The 16,513-nt window shown below is 41.2% G+C and carries 17 protein-coding genes and 1 other annotated feature; of the genes, 1 reads left to right on the top strand and 16 read right to left on the bottom strand.

Annotated features, from left to right (window positions below):
- On the top strand, positions 1-184 hold a 184-nt coding region (locus tag E5983_RS05055), incomplete at its 5' end, for a transposase (RefSeq protein ID WP_160332821.1).
- A 97-nt stretch (positions 185-281) separates the two neighbouring features.
- Here the strand turns inward: E5983_RS05055 and E5983_RS09725 are convergent.
- The 16 genes from E5983_RS09725 to E5983_RS04975 form a co-directional block, all read right to left on the bottom strand.
- Positions 282-644, bottom strand: a complete 363-nt coding sequence (locus E5983_RS09725; RefSeq protein WP_202056462.1) for a hypothetical protein — start codon at positions 642-644, stop codon at positions 282-284.
- 53 nt (positions 645-697) lie between these two features.
- Positions 698-5,101: an Eco57I restriction-modification methylase domain-containing protein gene (locus E5983_RS05045; protein WP_160332820.1), complete on the bottom strand. Its 4,404-nt coding sequence runs from the start codon at positions 5,099-5,101 to the stop codon at positions 698-700.
- 2 nt (positions 5,102-5,103) lie between these two features.
- Positions 5,104-5,778 (bottom strand): DNA methyltransferase family protein, encoded by a 675-nt coding sequence (locus E5983_RS05040; RefSeq protein WP_160332819.1) that lies wholly within the window; start codon positions 5,776-5,778, stop codon positions 5,104-5,106.
- A gap of 153 nt (positions 5,779-5,931) precedes the next feature.
- A complete protein-coding gene (rplL, locus tag E5983_RS05035; protein WP_160332818.1) occupies positions 5,932-6,300 on the bottom strand; it encodes a 50S ribosomal protein L7/L12 in 369 nt (122 codons plus the stop codon).
- A 59-nt stretch (positions 6,301-6,359) separates the two neighbouring features.
- Complete coding sequence (gene rplJ / locus E5983_RS05030; RefSeq protein WP_160332817.1) at positions 6,360-6,860, bottom strand: 50S ribosomal protein L10; 501 nt, start codon at positions 6,858-6,860, stop codon at positions 6,360-6,362.
- A 31-nt stretch (positions 6,861-6,891) separates the two neighbouring features.
- Positions 6,892-7,024: a sequence feature (ribosomal protein L10 leader region), on the bottom strand.
- A gap of 165 nt (positions 7,025-7,189) precedes the next feature.
- Positions 7,190-8,446 (bottom strand): hydroxymethylglutaryl-CoA reductase, degradative, encoded by a 1,257-nt coding sequence (locus E5983_RS05025; RefSeq protein ID WP_160332816.1) that lies wholly within the window; start codon positions 8,444-8,446, stop codon positions 7,190-7,192.
- A gap of 36 nt (positions 8,447-8,482) precedes the next feature.
- A complete protein-coding gene (locus E5983_RS05020; protein WP_160332822.1) occupies positions 8,483-9,637 on the bottom strand; it encodes a hydroxymethylglutaryl-CoA synthase in 1,155 nt (384 codons plus the stop codon).
- A 24-nt stretch (positions 9,638-9,661) separates the two neighbouring features.
- The gene (locus tag E5983_RS05015) at positions 9,662-10,846 is read right to left on the bottom strand and encodes an acetyl-CoA C-acetyltransferase (protein ID WP_160332815.1); all 1,185 of its coding nucleotides are present in this window, start codon (positions 10,844-10,846) and stop codon (positions 9,662-9,664) included.
- 99 nt (positions 10,847-10,945) lie between these two features.
- Entirely contained in the window at positions 10,946-11,947 is a 1,002-nt protein-coding gene (gene fni, locus E5983_RS05010) for a type 2 isopentenyl-diphosphate Delta-isomerase (protein ID WP_160332814.1), read from the bottom strand.
- The gene (locus tag E5983_RS05005; RefSeq protein ID WP_160332813.1) at positions 11,944-12,939 is read right to left on the bottom strand and encodes a phosphomevalonate kinase; all 996 of its coding nucleotides are present in this window, start codon (positions 12,937-12,939) and stop codon (positions 11,944-11,946) included. Before E5983_RS05005 ends, fni begins: the two co-directional genes overlap by 4 nt.
- Positions 12,929-13,882: a diphosphomevalonate decarboxylase gene (gene mvaD / locus E5983_RS05000; protein ID WP_160332812.1), complete on the bottom strand. Its 954-nt coding sequence runs from the start codon at positions 13,880-13,882 to the stop codon at positions 12,929-12,931. The genes E5983_RS05005 and mvaD overlap by 11 nt, the downstream gene beginning before the upstream one ends.
- Positions 13,864-14,739, bottom strand: a complete 876-nt coding sequence (mvk, locus tag E5983_RS04995) for a mevalonate kinase (protein WP_160332811.1) — start codon at positions 14,737-14,739, stop codon at positions 13,864-13,866. The genes mvaD and mvk overlap by 19 nt, the downstream gene beginning before the upstream one ends.
- 445 nt (positions 14,740-15,184) lie before the next feature.
- Positions 15,185-15,415 (bottom strand): DsbA family oxidoreductase, encoded by a 231-nt coding sequence (locus tag E5983_RS10035; RefSeq protein WP_160332810.1) that lies wholly within the window; start codon positions 15,413-15,415, stop codon positions 15,185-15,187.
- Entirely contained in the window at positions 15,384-15,881 is a 498-nt protein-coding gene (locus E5983_RS04985; protein ID WP_160332809.1) for a DsbA family oxidoreductase, read from the bottom strand. Before E5983_RS04985 ends, E5983_RS10035 begins: the two co-directional genes overlap by 32 nt.
- 4 nt (positions 15,882-15,885) lie before the next feature.
- Positions 15,886-16,380 (bottom strand): SDR family NAD(P)-dependent oxidoreductase, encoded by a 495-nt coding sequence (locus tag E5983_RS04980; protein ID WP_160332808.1) that lies wholly within the window; start codon positions 16,378-16,380, stop codon positions 15,886-15,888.
- Positions 16,334-16,513: transposase (locus E5983_RS04975; RefSeq protein WP_202056368.1), on the bottom strand; the 180-nt coding region annotated here is incomplete at its 5' end. The genes E5983_RS04980 and E5983_RS04975, both read right to left, overlap by 47 nt.

Here is a 16,513-nt window from a genome sequence, read left to right as displayed (position 1 = left end):
ATTATCTCGTATTCGTTGCCGAGTAGAACATGTCTTTGGCTTTATTGAAAACACTATGAAAGGCAGTACATTTCGGGGTATTGGATTTAAGCGTGCCAAGACTAATGTCACACTCACAAATCTGATGTACAATATTTGTCGTTTTGAACAGATCAAACGACTGAATTTGAATACATGGGCTTAGTGCGCCCAAAAATCAGAATTCTCCCGATAATCGGGATAGAAAAGTAGGAAATACAGGGACTTTTGCTGGAAATTGGAGGGCAAGAGTCCCTTCTTTTTTATATGACGGAATACTTCTGGTTTTTAGAAGTGCCCTTAATTGCATCTTCAGTGAAACTTCTATCCAACATAATTGACATCTTAGACTCTTTAAAATTCATGATGTAATCTGTATTCCAAATAACCCCATCATCCAATTTCTTTTCATATCGAACTGCAAGAATATCCTCATTACGGTACTCCTTGAAATCAAGAGAGACCTTTTCATTTCCAAACTTCTGGTTATAAGAGCCATCCCACATCAAATTAGTAATTATATTATCATTATGTCTACTACCTTGATTCCATTCTATAACAAGTTTTAAGAACTCATCCTTAGTTAAATAGTTATCTATATTTAAAATTGTAGAAAATAATAACATTAAATATCCTTTCTAGTAACTATTTTACAATCTATGTATGAATTAACTTCCTATTATTCCATCTGTCTAACATTAGCTTTTATCTGCACAACAATTTCTTCTGGAACTTCAAAGTATCTGTACAATTGTTCCTCAATTTCCGCAACAGATTGCGACCAATCGATAATAGAGTAGTCTGAGAAATCAAACCACGGAACATTACTCCAAACCTCTTTTGACTGATTGTGCTGTGTAATTTTCAATGTTCCCAGCATAGCACGAGCAAAGTCGGTCTTTATGTATTTAAGACAATTCTCAGATTCTTCTTCTTGATCAAAAGCGCCAAAAGAAATGAAAGTTTGTGTATGACCCACGAGTGGGGTACCCACGAGTGGGGTACCCACGAGTGGGGTACCCACGAGTGGGGTCGATAGGACTTCTCCAATCGACCCACTTCCGTTAGAAGCAGGTAAAAATACTTTGTATTTGTTCAAATTTGGATGTTCTTCAATCAAGTCAGGCTCAATCCATTTTGTAACTCTCTCATTGTTTAGCCTACCATATATTCCAATTTGATTCGTATATGTTTTCTCATCAGTAAAAATTTCTGGTAATTTTTCAAAAATATTTGAACCAATTGATTTTTCTTCAGAAATAGATACTCTCCCTTTTAATTCAGGATATTTATCATACAGTCGTTTAGTAAATTTATAACTACTCTTACCAAATAAGTACTCATTAAATGAACGAGCTGATTTTTCACGTACCAAATGCAACAAATCATTGAGCCACTCAATAGGAGTAAACCTCCCAATTGCTCCGAATACTCTCTTTTTATCATGTAAAGTAACTACTATTCCACCTTTTATATCTGTATTTGGAAATACTTGTGAAGAATCTTGTTCAAAGTAGAGAACCTTGAGGTGCTCATCTGCCAACATCTTCTGATTCCACGCTTTAGATGTTTGTCCTGCATTGAATAAAAATCGAGCTGGAGTGATCAGAAGGGCTTTATCAGATACTTCATAAGCTAAGTCCATGAACTTATGATAGATAGGCTCATCACGGGCAACTAGTCCAATTCCTTCGTTTTGATACGGTGGATTCCCAATTACAACATCAAATTTCACAGATTCAAAGGCCTCCTCTACTTGTTTTTTACCTTCTTCAATACTGGTTTTAAGAATATTGGAAAAATCTTCAATATAGACTACATTAGTTTTGTAATTTTTGTAGCCTTTGAGTGTTCGTTCGGTAATGGTTTTAGCCATTGGGGTTTTGGCAATGGCATAAATATTGTTAGCTAAAATGTCTTTATAAGTTCCTTCGGCATCAAAATGCTGGTCATTATTTTCTTGTAAAGCCTGATAGTAAAGACTCATTGCTGTATGGAGAGGGTAAAGTCCAGTTTTAGCGTTAATATCGATAATTTTACTTGCTGGGTGGTAAACATCTGCAGTAACTTCTTTATCGACCCAGTGGAGGTTAGGTTTAGCACCGTTGATCATCGATTCAAAGTTCTCATCATAGAAATTCAAACCTCCAATCCCCTTTGCAAGTTGCATATTGACCACACGCCATGGTGTCAATACAGTTTCTTTATCAGGATTCTTAAAGCTACCAAAAAGAATTGCAATTTCTTCTGCACGCTCGATGAAGTCTAGACTATCAAAAGATTTAGCACGCTGACGAATGATACGACCTGCCTCAATAAAGACTTCTGCATCGTAATACTTAGTGATTTCTTTAAACATCCCTTTGGTAAAACCTTTAGGCATAAACTCTTTCCAGGATTCATCATCGACTTCTTTAATAAAATCCTTGATGGTAATGTCCTTGCTTAAGTCAACATCCATCCCGTAAATCATCATTGGGATCCGAATGGAGACACCACGAAGAATAGAAATCATCGTCTTTTGTTGCTTCATGGCTTCCTTGAGTTTTTCCAGAGCTTCTTTTTCTTCTGGGCTACGCTCCCTAGCTTTCTTTTTCTTAGCACGCATAGCTTCATCATAGTCTTCATTAGAAAAACCATTTTCGTTAATGGTAACTTTCGTTTTTGTTTTTTGTTTCTGAGTCTTCCCTACAATGGACTTCAGTTTATTAAACCGCTCAGCATCATCTGATGTCAAAGTTAAAAGATTATCATTATAAAGACTATCATCTTCAAATCCGGAGCGGACTGCTTTTTCCGCATAGACTTTTTTTATTTGCGTCAGCATGCGATCGACATTAAAAGGTGCCATGCCATTATCACTCTTACCAAGAATCGGCATAAAGTTTAACAGATTGGCCATAGCTTGTTTTTGCTGTGACGTATTTTTCTTACCGACCCCTGAATTGATCTGCGCACTTTCTGCCATTACCGTGAGTGCACGATCTGGCGCAAAATCAAAAATATAACAGCGTTTCTTCATGCCCAATTTTTCATGGGAGAAAGGCGTCTGAGCACGAAAAGCAGCCTGGAGATAATTCATAGGACTATTTGTATTTGACAAAAAGATGACTGCTGTCCACTCAGGAATATTGACACCAGTTGTGAGCTTACGAACAGTCAGCGTAATCGTCTTAGACTGGGAAGGATCATCCGTGATAGCTTGACGGACCTTAGCCAAATCATTCTCTGAGCTATCTAAGATACTATCACTCTTATCGTTCTGAACAACATTAACAATCTCATAATCCTTCCCAAAAACAGGATGCTGTCTCAGAAGTTTTTCAAAAGCATTCGCTTCTTTCACACCTGGTAGCAGCCATAGCGTATGTCGCAACTCCTCCTGGTATTCTTGAGTTGAGAAAGGATAATTATTCTTATCATCAGGATTAGTTATATTATCTAGAAAACGACGGACATCTTCTTTATAGACCAGCTCACCATCCTTATCAACTTTGAAAAATTCACGAAAATTAAAGGCCTTATTTCCATCTGAAAATTTTTCTTTATTCCGCATATCAAAGGTATACATATGAACTTCCGGGAGCTGTTCATACGGATTTGGTTCATTTGGTTTTTCCAAATCCCACTTAAGCTTGGCCTGTTGCTCCATAACGTAGTCCCATGTATAGACCTGCTCGGGCTCAAATTGGTCCACAAGATTAAAAGGAGTCCCTGAAAGTTCGAGAATTTTCGTGTGTTTTTTGACTAAGGCAGACACAACTGCATCACTCAAATCAGTTTGGGTCCCCTCATGAGCTTCATCGATAATAATTAAATCCCAATCAACATCCGAAAATTCAGGAAGGTTAGTTTGAGCAGCATTATGACGTAATAACTGAATAGAAGCAAAGTAAATGAATGGGGAATCTCCAGTTTTCAGAGTTGCAAGTTTTTCCCCTTTATCCACTGAACCGTAAAGATAACCGTCTTCATTCATACTCATTTTTTGATAATCTTCAAACCAGGAATCACTGACAACTGGTCTATGGGTCATAATGAGCACTTTTTTGAATTGCTCCTCTTTAATAAGCTGGAGCGAAGTCAGAGTCTTCCCGAAACGCATCTTGGCATTCCAAAGCATGCGATCTTTTTTCTTAAAAATCTTTTGCGTCTGTTTCACAGCAGCTTCTTGCTCAGGACGTAAGCTGATACTTTGTTTTTCAGCCTTATACTCCGCTGGTGATTCACTAATAAAAGAATGACCAGCTTTAACAGCTTTAATAGCTGCTTTGGCTGTTTCTAGATCCGTCTGGAACCATTCATTTCCCTCTAGATGTTTTGGACGTTTAACTCCTGAACGCCTTAAAACTTCATGGACTTCAGAATCATGAAACCAAGACTTACTTGATTTTTTATAGGCTAACTCGACCCAACCTAGATCAAATTTTAGACCAGATGTAGTCATGTACTGTTTGATACGTTTGGGAGCCACTGTTCTGAGAAATTCACTATTCTCAGTCCAATCTGCCTCTAAATTATCACTAGGTATGGTTCCTTCCCCAACCTTCTGTGTTCCCTCATAAGCAGGGAATAAACCACTTTCATTATTGACACTTTGAATATATATAAATTTTCGCTCAGCAGTTGAATAACGCTCCTGCGCTTGAGGCTCTAAAAATTTATCATACAGTTCTACTTTAATTTCATCATCAATATATTCCGTCACAAACCACACCAAAATCATGTAGATGTTTTCCAATGCTTTCAAGGAATTTTCACGTGTTACATCCTCAGAATTTAAGGTATGAGCTGCACTATTCCCATGACCTTTAATAGCAAAAAAAGCATCTACAACACTTGAGTTACCAATAGCCCCCTTAATTATTTGTAGGCTTTGATGAAAGGTTAAACGATCAGGTACTTCAATGAAGGCCCGGTCTGCAAATAAAAGAGCTGTATTCTCAGCAATCTTCCTGACCTTGGTAAGCACTCCTTCATAATCACCCTGCGTATAATTAAACTCTGCCATGTTGACTGTCGCAAATAATTCGGCGGTATCTAGATCTACTTTCAAAAAATCAAAATTTGAAGTCGTCAGCATCTTTACTCTCCTAACATATACACTTTTTGAATCAAAACTTGCTTCTGTTCTTTTTCAACCAGAATTTCATCAACCCACAAATCAAGACTTAGTTGCCCTTCAACAACACGCTCTTGTCCTTCAAGATCTTCACCAAACAATTCCGCAAAAGGAAAAGCTATCTCCTCAACTACACTTGGATGCCCTTTAACCCGTCTCCACTCACTCAGCATGATTAACTCATTTGTCTCTGGATGGCGTTTGGTTAAGGTATTCCCTCGAACAATATTTTTTAAAATGAGAAAATGAGCTGACTTATAAAGATCGCTCTGACTATTCAAGCGTTGACCAAAAGTTTCCTCATACCAATTTAAATAATATAAGAACATTCTGGATCTTGCCACTGTAAGATTATCCTCTAAAAATTCAATGCCATAAATCGAAGATAAAGCAAAGAGTGACTTGGTCTTCCAATTACGCTGATGATATTGCTCCTTGACTGCTGTAAGTTTTCGAGCCAGAATAGCTTCTAGAAAATTTCCATCTCCTGCTGCTGGTTCTAAAAATGTAGCATAGATATTTTCACAAGCCTCCTTAACTCCTGGAGTATCCAACATTTTTTGAACCATCCAGGACGGTGTGAAAACTTCCCCATGTTTTTGAACTCTCTGTTTGGACTTGATGATTTGTTCAGTCACTTTTCATTACCTTCCACACACTCCAATTTCTTCTATTATAGCAATTTTAGAGCTTTTTTGAAAACACTGAGCGATTCTTGATAGGACAAAAAACCGCCAGTCCTCAGACTAGCGGTTTTTTTCGGTTTTTAAGCTACTTGGTGCAGAACTCTATTATTTAAGAGTAACAGATGCTCCTGCTTCTTCCAATTTAGCTTTAAGTTCTTCAGCTTCTGCAGTTGCAACGCCTTCTTTAACCATTGCTGGTGCACCGTCAACAAGCTCTTTTGCTTCTTTAAGACCAAGACCAGTGATTTCACGTACAACTTTGATAACGCCGACTTTTTTGTCTCCAGCAGAAGTCAACTCAACGTCGAATGAATCTTTAGCAGCACCTGCGTCAGCAGCGCCAGCAGCAGCAACAGCTACAGGAGCAGCAGCAGTTACACCAAACTCTTCTTCGATCGCTTTTACAAGATCGTTAAGCTCAAGGATTGAAGCTTCTTTAATTTCAGCAATAATGTTTTCAATGTTCAATGCCATTGTGATTTCCTCCAAAAAATTTTTTAATAAAATGTGTCTATAAGACTAGGCAACTTGAATTAAGCTGCACCTTCTTTGTCGTCTGCAACCGCTTTGACTGCAAGAGCAACGTTGCGAACTGGGGCTTGAAGTACAGAAAGGAGCATAGAAAGAAGTCCTTCGCGGTTTGGCAATGTAGCCAAGGCCATGATTTCATCCTTGCTTGCGACAGCACCTTCAATGGCACCACCTTTGATTTCAAGCGCTTCAGCTTCTTTAGAAAAGTCATTCAAGATTTTTGCTGGTGCAACAACATCTTCATTTGAAAATGCAACTGCAGATGGTCCAACAAAGACATCTTCCATTCCTTCAAGTCCAGCTTTTTCAGCTGCACGACGAAGAATAGAGTTCTTGATTACTTTGTACTCGACTTCGCTTCCGCGTAGGTTACGACGAAGAACTGTATCTTGTTCTACTGTCAAACCACGAGCGTCCACAATGACGATAGATGCAGCAGCTTTCATTTTCTCAGCAACAACATCTACTAATTCGGCTTTTTTAGCAATACTTGCTTCACTCATTGTATGTTTACCTCCGTTTTTATTTTGCTTGGGGCAAATAAAAAATTCGCACCCAAACCTAGACACGAAAGTACAAACCGTTATTTATTCAATACGTTTTGTCCTCGGTAGGATTCTTATGAGTTGAACTCCCCTACTGTCTTAGGCAGTTTTTTCAAACCGTTAATAATCATAACATAGACCACTACCAATTGCAAGCGAAAAAGCAACTTTTTTAAAAAAATTAGCTGCAGATTGCCTAATGAAAGTTCTAAAATGAAGGAATGGGATAGAACTAAGATAAAATTTTGTCCTAGTCCCACTCCTACTCATTTGTCCAACTACTAAGTCTAGCTTCTCAGGTCTTTCAATAATTCCTTAGCTGCTTGCAAGTTTGGATGAGCAGTTTTTCGCAGTGCAGCAACCAAGTCAGCCACTTCCTCAACTCGGGCACCTGCATGCAAGGCCAGCGATTGAAGCTGTAATTTCATGTGCCCTGATTGGATTCCAGTTGTCACCAATGCCCTTAAGGCCGCAAAATTTTGGCAAAGACCAACAGAGGCAATGATAGCCGCTAATTCTTTAGCTTTCACATCTCCCAGCATATCGAAGGATGCAGCAACTTTGGGATTGAGGCCAATGGATCCACCTACAGTCGCAATTGGTAAGGGAAGGGTAATCTCTCCGATAAGATTGTCCCCTTCGATCTTCCAAGTTGATAAACCTCTGTAAGCCCCGTCGCGACTAGCATAGGCATGGGCACCTGCTTCAATAGCACGCCAATCATTCCCGGTCGCAACAACAACTGCGTCAATCCCATTAAAAATCCCTTTGTTATGGGTTGCTGCTCGATAGGGATCCACCTGAGCTAACAAACTAGCCCAGGCGATTTTATCAGCTAAATGGGCAGCATATGCTTTGTTCAGTGCAAGATTGGCAATAGGGACTTGACAACGGCTTGTCACCAATGAATCTGTAGCATAATTGGAAAGAATCCCCATCAAGGTCTTGCCCTGACTCAACACTTCCAAAGGTTGCTTGAGGGCTTCCAGCATAGTATTCAAGATATTCGCTCCCATAGCCTCTTGAACATCTACATGGAGATAAACAATCAGAAAAGCCTCTTTTACCTCAACTGTCAGCTGATGTGCACCCCCACCTCTTTTCACAATAGAAGGGTAGGCTTGATTGGCTATCTGTAGAAGGGTTGCTTCTTCTTTCTGGATAAACTCTTGGGCCTTTTCAACATTTTCCACTTCAAAAAGAGCCACTTGGCCAATCATCTGGCGCTTGTTCATATAGGTTTCAAAACCACCTGAACGACCAATAATTTTGGCTCCAAAAGAGGCTGCTGCCACAACAGAAGGTTCCTCCGTTACCATCGGAACTGAATAGCTCTGGCCGTTCACACGAATCTCTGGCAAGACCGCAAAAGGAAGAGAAAAGGTTCCTAGATGGTTTTCAACCATCTTTCCTGCAACCGTCTCCGGCAGATTGGTATCTTCAACTAAAGTAGCCAAGTTCTCCTCTGCTAGATTTCTTTCTTTGTGGAGAAGTGTAATGCGATCCTGTCTCGATCGCTTATAAAAACCTGAAAACATTGACATCATTTTCCTTTCTAAAAAGGGGACTTCCGTCCCCTCTTACGAATGATAAATACGTTTAAATGCGACTACTTTCTCCAAAGCATAAGGGCTTTCATCTGAATTCAGGGTGATGGAATTACCAGCCTCATCCAAAACGATTTCTTCAAAGAAGATTTTTTCATACTCCTCAACAGAAAGCTTGGTCCGTTGATTTAGATCAGCCATTCGCTTCTCTTGAAGATAGGCTTGATATCCCTCTACTAAGCGACCACTGAAAATTTCACAAACAGCTCCACTTCCATAGCTATAGAATAAAATTTCATCCCCAGCTGTGAGTGCTTGAGAATTTTCAAGCAAGGACAAGAAGGAAAGGAAAATTGATCCTGTATAAATATTCCCAACCACCTGGTTGTAGATAATGGCTTCATAGAAACGGTCTGTCAAACGAGTCAAGGTATCTTCGTTAGCAGCAATTGCACGCAAACCTTTTAACCCCTGTTTTGGGAAAGGAATGTGCAAACACATAGCCGCAAAATCTTCCAGATCCTTACCAGTCTTTTTCTTATAATAGTCAAAGGTAGTGGTTAGACAGTCTGTATACTGCTCGGTTGAATATTTCCCATCCACACGTGGGTATTTATCATCATTGGGTCTCCAAAAATCATAGATGTCTCGTGTTTGGCAAACATTATCTGAATTTAAAACCAAGATGCTTGGATCTGCCGTCACAAGCATTGCCACAGCACCAGCTCCCTGAGTAGGCTCTCCACCGGATGCAATCCCGTATTTGGCAATATCACTCGCGATCACTAGGACTTTTGAGTCTGGATTCTGAGCAATATGCGTTTTGGCAAGACTGAGACCAGCCGTTGCGCCATAACAGGCTTCTTTCATTTCGATAGAACGAGCAAAGGGTTGAATCCCTAGTAGACTATGGATGACAACAGCTGCTGCTTTACTCTGATCCACACTCGACTCGGTACCTACAATAACCATATCAATGGCTTGCTTGTCTTCTTCCGTCAAAATCGATGCAGCTGCTTGTGCTCCCAGGCTAACAATGTCTTGTGTCACTGGAGCAACGGCCATCTCCGACTGAAGTAGCCCAATCTTAAATTTATTCGGATCGACATTCCGAGCTGCAGCCAAGTCAGCTAAATCCAATACAAATTCTGGAAACGCAAAGCCAATCTTATCAATTCCGATTTTCATCATGTCTTCTGTCCTGACTCCTTATTAACGACTTTGTCCATTGGAAATAATCAAAGAAATCCCTTGACCACCTCCGACACAAAGTGAACAGAGCCCTAACTCCTTTTCTTGTTTCAACAATTCATGGATGAGGGTCACCAAGATCCGACTTCCACTAGCGCCAATTGGATGTCCAAGTGCGGTAGCCCCACCATTCACATTTACTATTTTTGGATCTAACTTGAGTTCTGAAATGACCGGTATCGCTTGAGCTGCAAAAGCTTCATTCAACTCAGCCAAATCTAAATCCTCAGTTGTCAAACCAATTTTCTCAAGAGCTTTACGAGTTGCCGGAACCGGCCCCAAGCCCATGTAGGCTGGATCTAAGCCACTTGTTGCATAAGATTCAATATAGGCTAGAACTTCTAGACCAAGTTCACGCGCCTTTTCCTCAGACATTAGTAGTACTACAGCACAGCCATCGTTAATTCCAGAAGCATTTGCGGCCGTAACAGTTCCATCCGGTTTGAAAACTGGTCGTAAGGTTGCCAATTTTTCGAGTGGAGTTAAGCGAGGGTATTCATCTTCTTGAAAAACACGCTCGCCCTTTCGCTCCCGAATGGTAATTGGAACAATTTCATCCACAAATCGTCCACTAGCAATGGCGTTAGCTGCTTTTTCTTGACTTAAATAGGCAAAGGAATCTTGTTCTTCCCGACTAATGTCATATTTTTCTGCAACATTTTCAGCAGTGATCCCCATATGAATATCTTGAAAGGCATCGGTTAAACCATCTTTTAATAGAGAGTCTTCCAAGACCATGTTCCCCAACTTATTTCCAAAGCGACTGGCTTTGGAAAGATAGGGAGCCTGACTCATAATCTCAATACCACCTGCAGCAACAACATGATTATCACCCAGTAAAATCGATTGTGCGGCTAGAAGGACAGACTTAAGACCAGAACCACAAACCTTATTGACAGTATAGGCAGAGGTAGTTTCTGGAATCCCAGCACGAACAGCTATTTGACGAGCAATATTTTGACCATGTCCAGCAGAGAGAACATTTCCAAAAATAACCTCATCCACCACCTCAGCTGGTATGTTTTTCTTCTCCAAGGCGGTCCGTAAGACCTGTGCTCCTAAATCAGCTATTTCAATATCTTTTAAACTGCCTCCAAAACTACCGATGGCAGAGCGATAGGCGGCAACAATAGCTACTTTATTCATCATAACACCTCAATTAGATGATTTTGAACCCAAGAGTTCAACTCTACCATTATACCACTAATTTTCAGAGAAAAATCATTCTCTAGACCTAGATGACTATCATTTCTCACAGGGCTGGTTAGAACTTAACCGTCCATGCAAGATATAGTCAACAGATTTTAGATCCTCAAGATTTCGACAGTTTAGAGCACATAGAATGATTCGCAAATCCTCTTTCCACTCATTTACAATTTCAATAACCTCAGCAACGGTATGGCGCTCCACCAAGTCTAACATTGTTCCTGACAAGCCGACAGCTCGAGCACCTAAAACCATACATTTTACCATATCTAGGGGATGCCGCACTCCTCCTGACGCGATGATTTCAAGTTCATCGACCAACGGCTGAGTATTTAAGAGGGCCTGTACTGTGCTTTGTCCCCAATTATCTAAATAACTCCGTTTGCCACTTCGTTGGTTTTCAATGTAGGCAAAATTAGTTCCACCACGACCTGAAATATCAACGGTTTGAATCCCTAGATTCAAGGCCTTTTTCATGGTTTTGACATCCATTCCAAACCCAACTTCCTTGAGAATAATCGGGACCGGAATCTGCTTGGCATAAGCTGCTAAGTTCTGTTTCCACGATTGGAACTGACGTTCCCCTTCCGGCATTAGTAGCTCCTGCATCACATTCACATGAACTTGTAAAAATAAGGGATCCATCTCCTCTACTGTCTGCATTCCTAATTCTACAGGTTTATCGACACCAATATTGGTCGCACAGAGCAAATTTGGAAATTCTTCTTTGGTTGGATAAGATTGGTCATTGGGATTTTGTAAGGCCGCACTATAAGATCCCGTAACCATAAGAATTCCTGTGGCTTCAGCTACCTGAGCTAATTTACGGTTTACCACAGCAGCTTTTTCTGAGCCACCAGTCATAGCATTAATAAAGAAAGGAAATTCAAAATCCTGACCTGCAAAGTGGGTCGAGAGGTCAATATCTGCCAAGTCAAAATCCGGTAAGGAAGAATGGATTAACTCCACGTCGTCAAAACTATTGTAGGATGATTGGTAGGCCAGTGCATACTGGATATGTTCATCTTTGCGATTCCTCATGAGAAGTCCTCCTGATACAGTAGCTGAATCCCAACTTGCTCCCACTCCTGAAGCAATTGGTCTAAAATGTCTTTATCAAAAACAAAAGCGATTCCACAATCGCCCCCTCCGGCTCCAGAGGATTTCGCAACAGCGTCATAGTGACTAGCAATAGCTCGTAATTGGTAGAGCTTGTCAGTATAAATGGCCGGACTGAGATTTTCTAACAAATCACTGATCTGATTCAAACTGTTTTTAACCCCTGCACCGTCTCCTTTTAGGAGTGCTTCTTTACAACGGAGAGTTGCTCGATTGGTTACCTTTAAAAATTCAGGATCAATGGCCGCCTGCAACTGCCGAATCAAGTCCTTAGAAATAGCTGGTTGACGCGTCCAGCCCACTAAAAATTGAGCAGGTAGGTGAGGCTTGAGCACCTCAATCTGATAGCCCCAATCCAAGGCTAGGGTTTCCTGTAACGAATGCTTTTCTAAATAACGGCGTACCCGCTTGCGATCAAAGGCTTGAAAACTAATAAAGTCCTCATAGGCTATACAGGCCAAATCTCCCATTGATCCGTTATCTCCTCGAGCTAATAAGACGTAGGAGGCCAGTCGAAAAAGAAGATCTGGGGACAGCTTCAAATCCGAAAAAGCCGCTAAGGCTTTTAAAACCAAGATAGTGACAGAACCGCTAGATCCAATACCATACTTCAAGCCATCCTCCTCCATCTTCCCTGAAATTTCTAATGTAAATGGAGGTAGCTTGGCTAGGTCCAGACCTCTATAACGAGCCCAAACCTTGACGGTGTCCTGTATTAGGCTATAATTCTCATCTGCCTCCATTCCAACCGAATAGTCAAACAAATCCGAAGAGAGCTGAATCTGAGAAGCAGGACCAATACTTGCCTGCATGTAAATAGGAATATTTTTTATTAAAGCTGTTTGTCCAGGAGTTAAGATAGCATATTCACCAGCTACATAGAGTTTCCCGCAAGAGGTTACCTTAATCGTCATAACTTGGATCCTTTGTTCCTGAACTAATCACTCGATAGCCATAATCCTTTTCAAAAATCTGACTTAGGTTTGCCAAATCTGACTCCCTGCATAGGACTTTAACATTAGGACCGGCGTCCATCGTGAAGTAACACTCATGCCCCTGTTGACGTAAGTTTTTCACCAACTCCATCGCCTTATAGGACTCCGGTGTCAAATAATTAAAGGATGGGGTTGCATATTCATTAGTTCGGTGCATGGCCAAAGCATTTTTCTCAGTCAATTGTCCAACTTTAGTAAAATCGCCCTCTTTCAAATACTCAAGCATGGTCTGATAATCTTTCTCAGACTGCTCAATCCATTCTTGAAAAACCGTTGAGGTTCTGCTTGCAATTTTCATCCCTTCCCGGCTAGAAATTGGTTTTTTGTTAGTCTCTAGAACCAACATAATCATTCCCAATTTTAGATCTGTTTCTACCTGATAAATCTCACCAGAGTCCTTATCCCAAGCAGCTATTGGCCCAAAGAAAGAACGTGAAGAGGAACCTGATGCAAACTTAGCTTTTTGCGCCAACTCAGATCTGCTATAGCCCGTTGCAAACAATTGATCACAGGCCATCACTAAAGCAGATAAACCACTCGAACTAGAAGACAGGCCTGCGGCAGTAGGCATATTGTTCTGCGTCTCCACTTTTACATAAGTACTTGGATTGCTGCGGTATTGATCAATAACCGCCGAAATTTTGTTATGTTCTTTTTCATCCTGTAGGACACCATTAATGTAAAATAAGTCCTTGTTCGTTTCAGGAGGTAAGAAGCTGACCATTGTTGTTGTATACAAATTGTCGAGTGTTAGGGAGATACTACTGGTTGATGGAATCATTCGTTCTGCATCAGCCTTTCCCCAATATTTTACAATAGCAATATTCGCATAGGACTTGACTGTTACACTTTTTCTATCCATACCTGCTGGGCTCCTTTTTCAAATAGTTTTTCACGAATCATCAATGCGTCCTCCAAGGTAGCTGCAAGAGCTATAACACAGCCACCTAGACCACCACCGCTCATTTTAGCTCCCAGAGCACCGGCAACTATCGCCTGTTCCACCAATTCATCTACAAAAGGTAGGCTAACACCAATCGCCATTAACTCTTTGTGGGCTAAGCTCATGAGACGTCCGACTTCACGACTATTGTGTGCTTTAATAGCAAGCTCAGTTTGTTCAGCCAAGTTTCCCAAAGTGGCCAGATGAGAACGATTCGTCTTCTCAAATTGCGCCACCTTATCAACCGCTTCACGAGTATGCCCTTGAATCCCTGAATCAGCAATCACTAAATAGGCTCCCAAAGCGACCGCCAAACTAGCAAAGCCAGTATCTCGACTAAATTTGATAGGGACATCAGATAGACAGGTTTTAGCATCAAGACCACTCGGATTGCTGTGGGCAATCTTTTCTGCTTGATGGACAAGCATTTCTAATTTTTCTAAGGATAGGGACTCTTCAAAATAAGCATAGACAGCTCGAATGGCAGCTATCGATACAGCAGCTGAGGATCCCATTCCTCGTTTTTGAGGAATCTTTGAATCGATTTCATAAGAAATTTTGGCCTCCAACTGATCTAAAGAATCAAGCGCTGCAAATACGGCCGTTGAAAGGGAATCTTCAAAATCAAAAGTTACCATCTGACTAGCCGGTTGAATACGACAAATCGCCTCAATTCCTAGTAAGGGGAGCGCAATAGCTGAATAACCATACACCACTGAATGCTCTCCCATCAAAATAATTTTTCCGTGGGACTGGCCCACACCCCTGTCTACCATTCTCTACCTCGCATCTAGCTAGTTATACTCATTGAATTTCAAAATCTACCCTTGTCAAATCTCCTTTGATAAACCTTAGTGGCTAGAAACCTTGCTGGCTTCTATTATTTAACTCAGGGAAAAAGGGCTCCCAGATTTTTTCAACTTTCCTAGTTATTGTTTGTCTTCTGTGAGTATTCTGATTTTGTTTTGAAATAAGTATCAACTATCTCTTTATTATATCATGCTTGAAGTCAATTCTAAAAAAGCAGTCCTATCCCCCACGACTTTATCAGCTAAAAATAGATAAAGGATAGCTAACCCCTTGTGTACCAAGGGATTTAGCTAGTCTTTTTTCTTATTTGGGTGTTGTATATGGAACTTTGATCTCACGTTTTAATGTCCAACTCTATCACTTATCCAAAGCAAAAAGAGGCTAGAAAAGTCCCCGACTCAACATATCCTCTTAAATAGAGCAACCATTTAGTCCACAGGCCATCTCCGATGATCCCAGACTTACTGGCTCCGTTTCTAAACCAAAAGCTTTTTCCAAGGCTTCTGCAAAAACTTCTTGAGCTTGGGCGCCCGAAATCGAAAAGCGACCATCAAACAGGAAAAAGGGAACTGCCTGGATTCCCAAGGCTAGGCCCGCCTCCTGGTCAGCCTCAATCCGCTTCTGATAGGTCTGAGATTCCAAGGCTTCTGCGACGATATTCTCCCCCCAAGCCCAGTTCTTGAGCCAGTTTTTTCAAAACTGCATCTCCCCCCAAATCCAAGCCTCGTGTAAAGTGCGCCTGGAACAGGAGCTGGCCCATCTCCCGCCCCAGACCTTGCTCAGTTGCTAAGTGGAGTAGGGCATGACTTTTACGACTATTGGGGATCCAGGCCTGGTCAAAACGGAAGTCCAACCCCTCCTCCTTAGCAAGATTGGTAATGGCATCCAGTTGCGCCTGGGCTTGCTCATCTGTGAGTTGGTATTTACGGGCTAGGTAGTCACGAGCTGGATAAGACTGGTCTACAGGGAGACTTGAATCCAACTCAAACGAGCGGAAGACAAATTCGACTTGTTCTCCCTTTTGGTACTTGGCCAAGGTCTTCTCCAAACGGGCTTCTGCAATGTAGCAGAAGGGGCAATAGACATCTGACCATACTTCGATTTTCATCTGACTAGTCCTTTCGGTCAACGCTTTGACTCAGCTCTCTAAAGTCATTGATTTCTTGAACAACTTCCGTAATTTTATATTGCATAGCTGCTAGGGCACCGGAACCTGCATAGAGACGGTTGGGAGCCTTTTTCATGGCAGCTAATTCCAGAATAGCCTGAGCCAGGTAAGTTGGATCCCCACCCTGGTTATGGTTGAGTCGGGCTAGGTCACTCATGGTTGCTTGAACAATCTCGTAATCCTTAATTTCTTTCTCCGGACGACGCATGGAAGACGCATCCAAGAAATCTGTGCGAATTCCCGTTGGGTTAACCGCTGTTACTTGAATCCCAAACGGCTCCACCTCTGCTTGTAATGCTTCGCTCATCATAATGACGGAAGCCTTGGTTGCTGAATAAATTCCCTGAACCGGCCCAGTCACAGAGCCTGAAATCGAGGCTAGGTTGATATAGTCATTTGAAACAAGAACAAGACAACAAAGCATCCAGAAAATTGTCATAACTGGGCAATACTTTTCTGAGGTGTTTTTTCATATGAGCCCATGTGTTTTCAATAGGATTATACTCAGGTGAGTAGGGGGGAAGAGGCAAGAGTTTATGTCCTTGTTCTTCGCACAATACTTTTAGACGACT

Origin of the sequence: Streptococcus danieliae, from assembly GCF_009767945.1 — a bacterium.
Classification (GTDB): domain Bacteria; phylum Bacillota; class Bacilli; order Lactobacillales; family Streptococcaceae; genus Streptococcus; species Streptococcus danieliae.
This window is presented reverse-complemented; position numbering and strand designations above follow the sequence as displayed.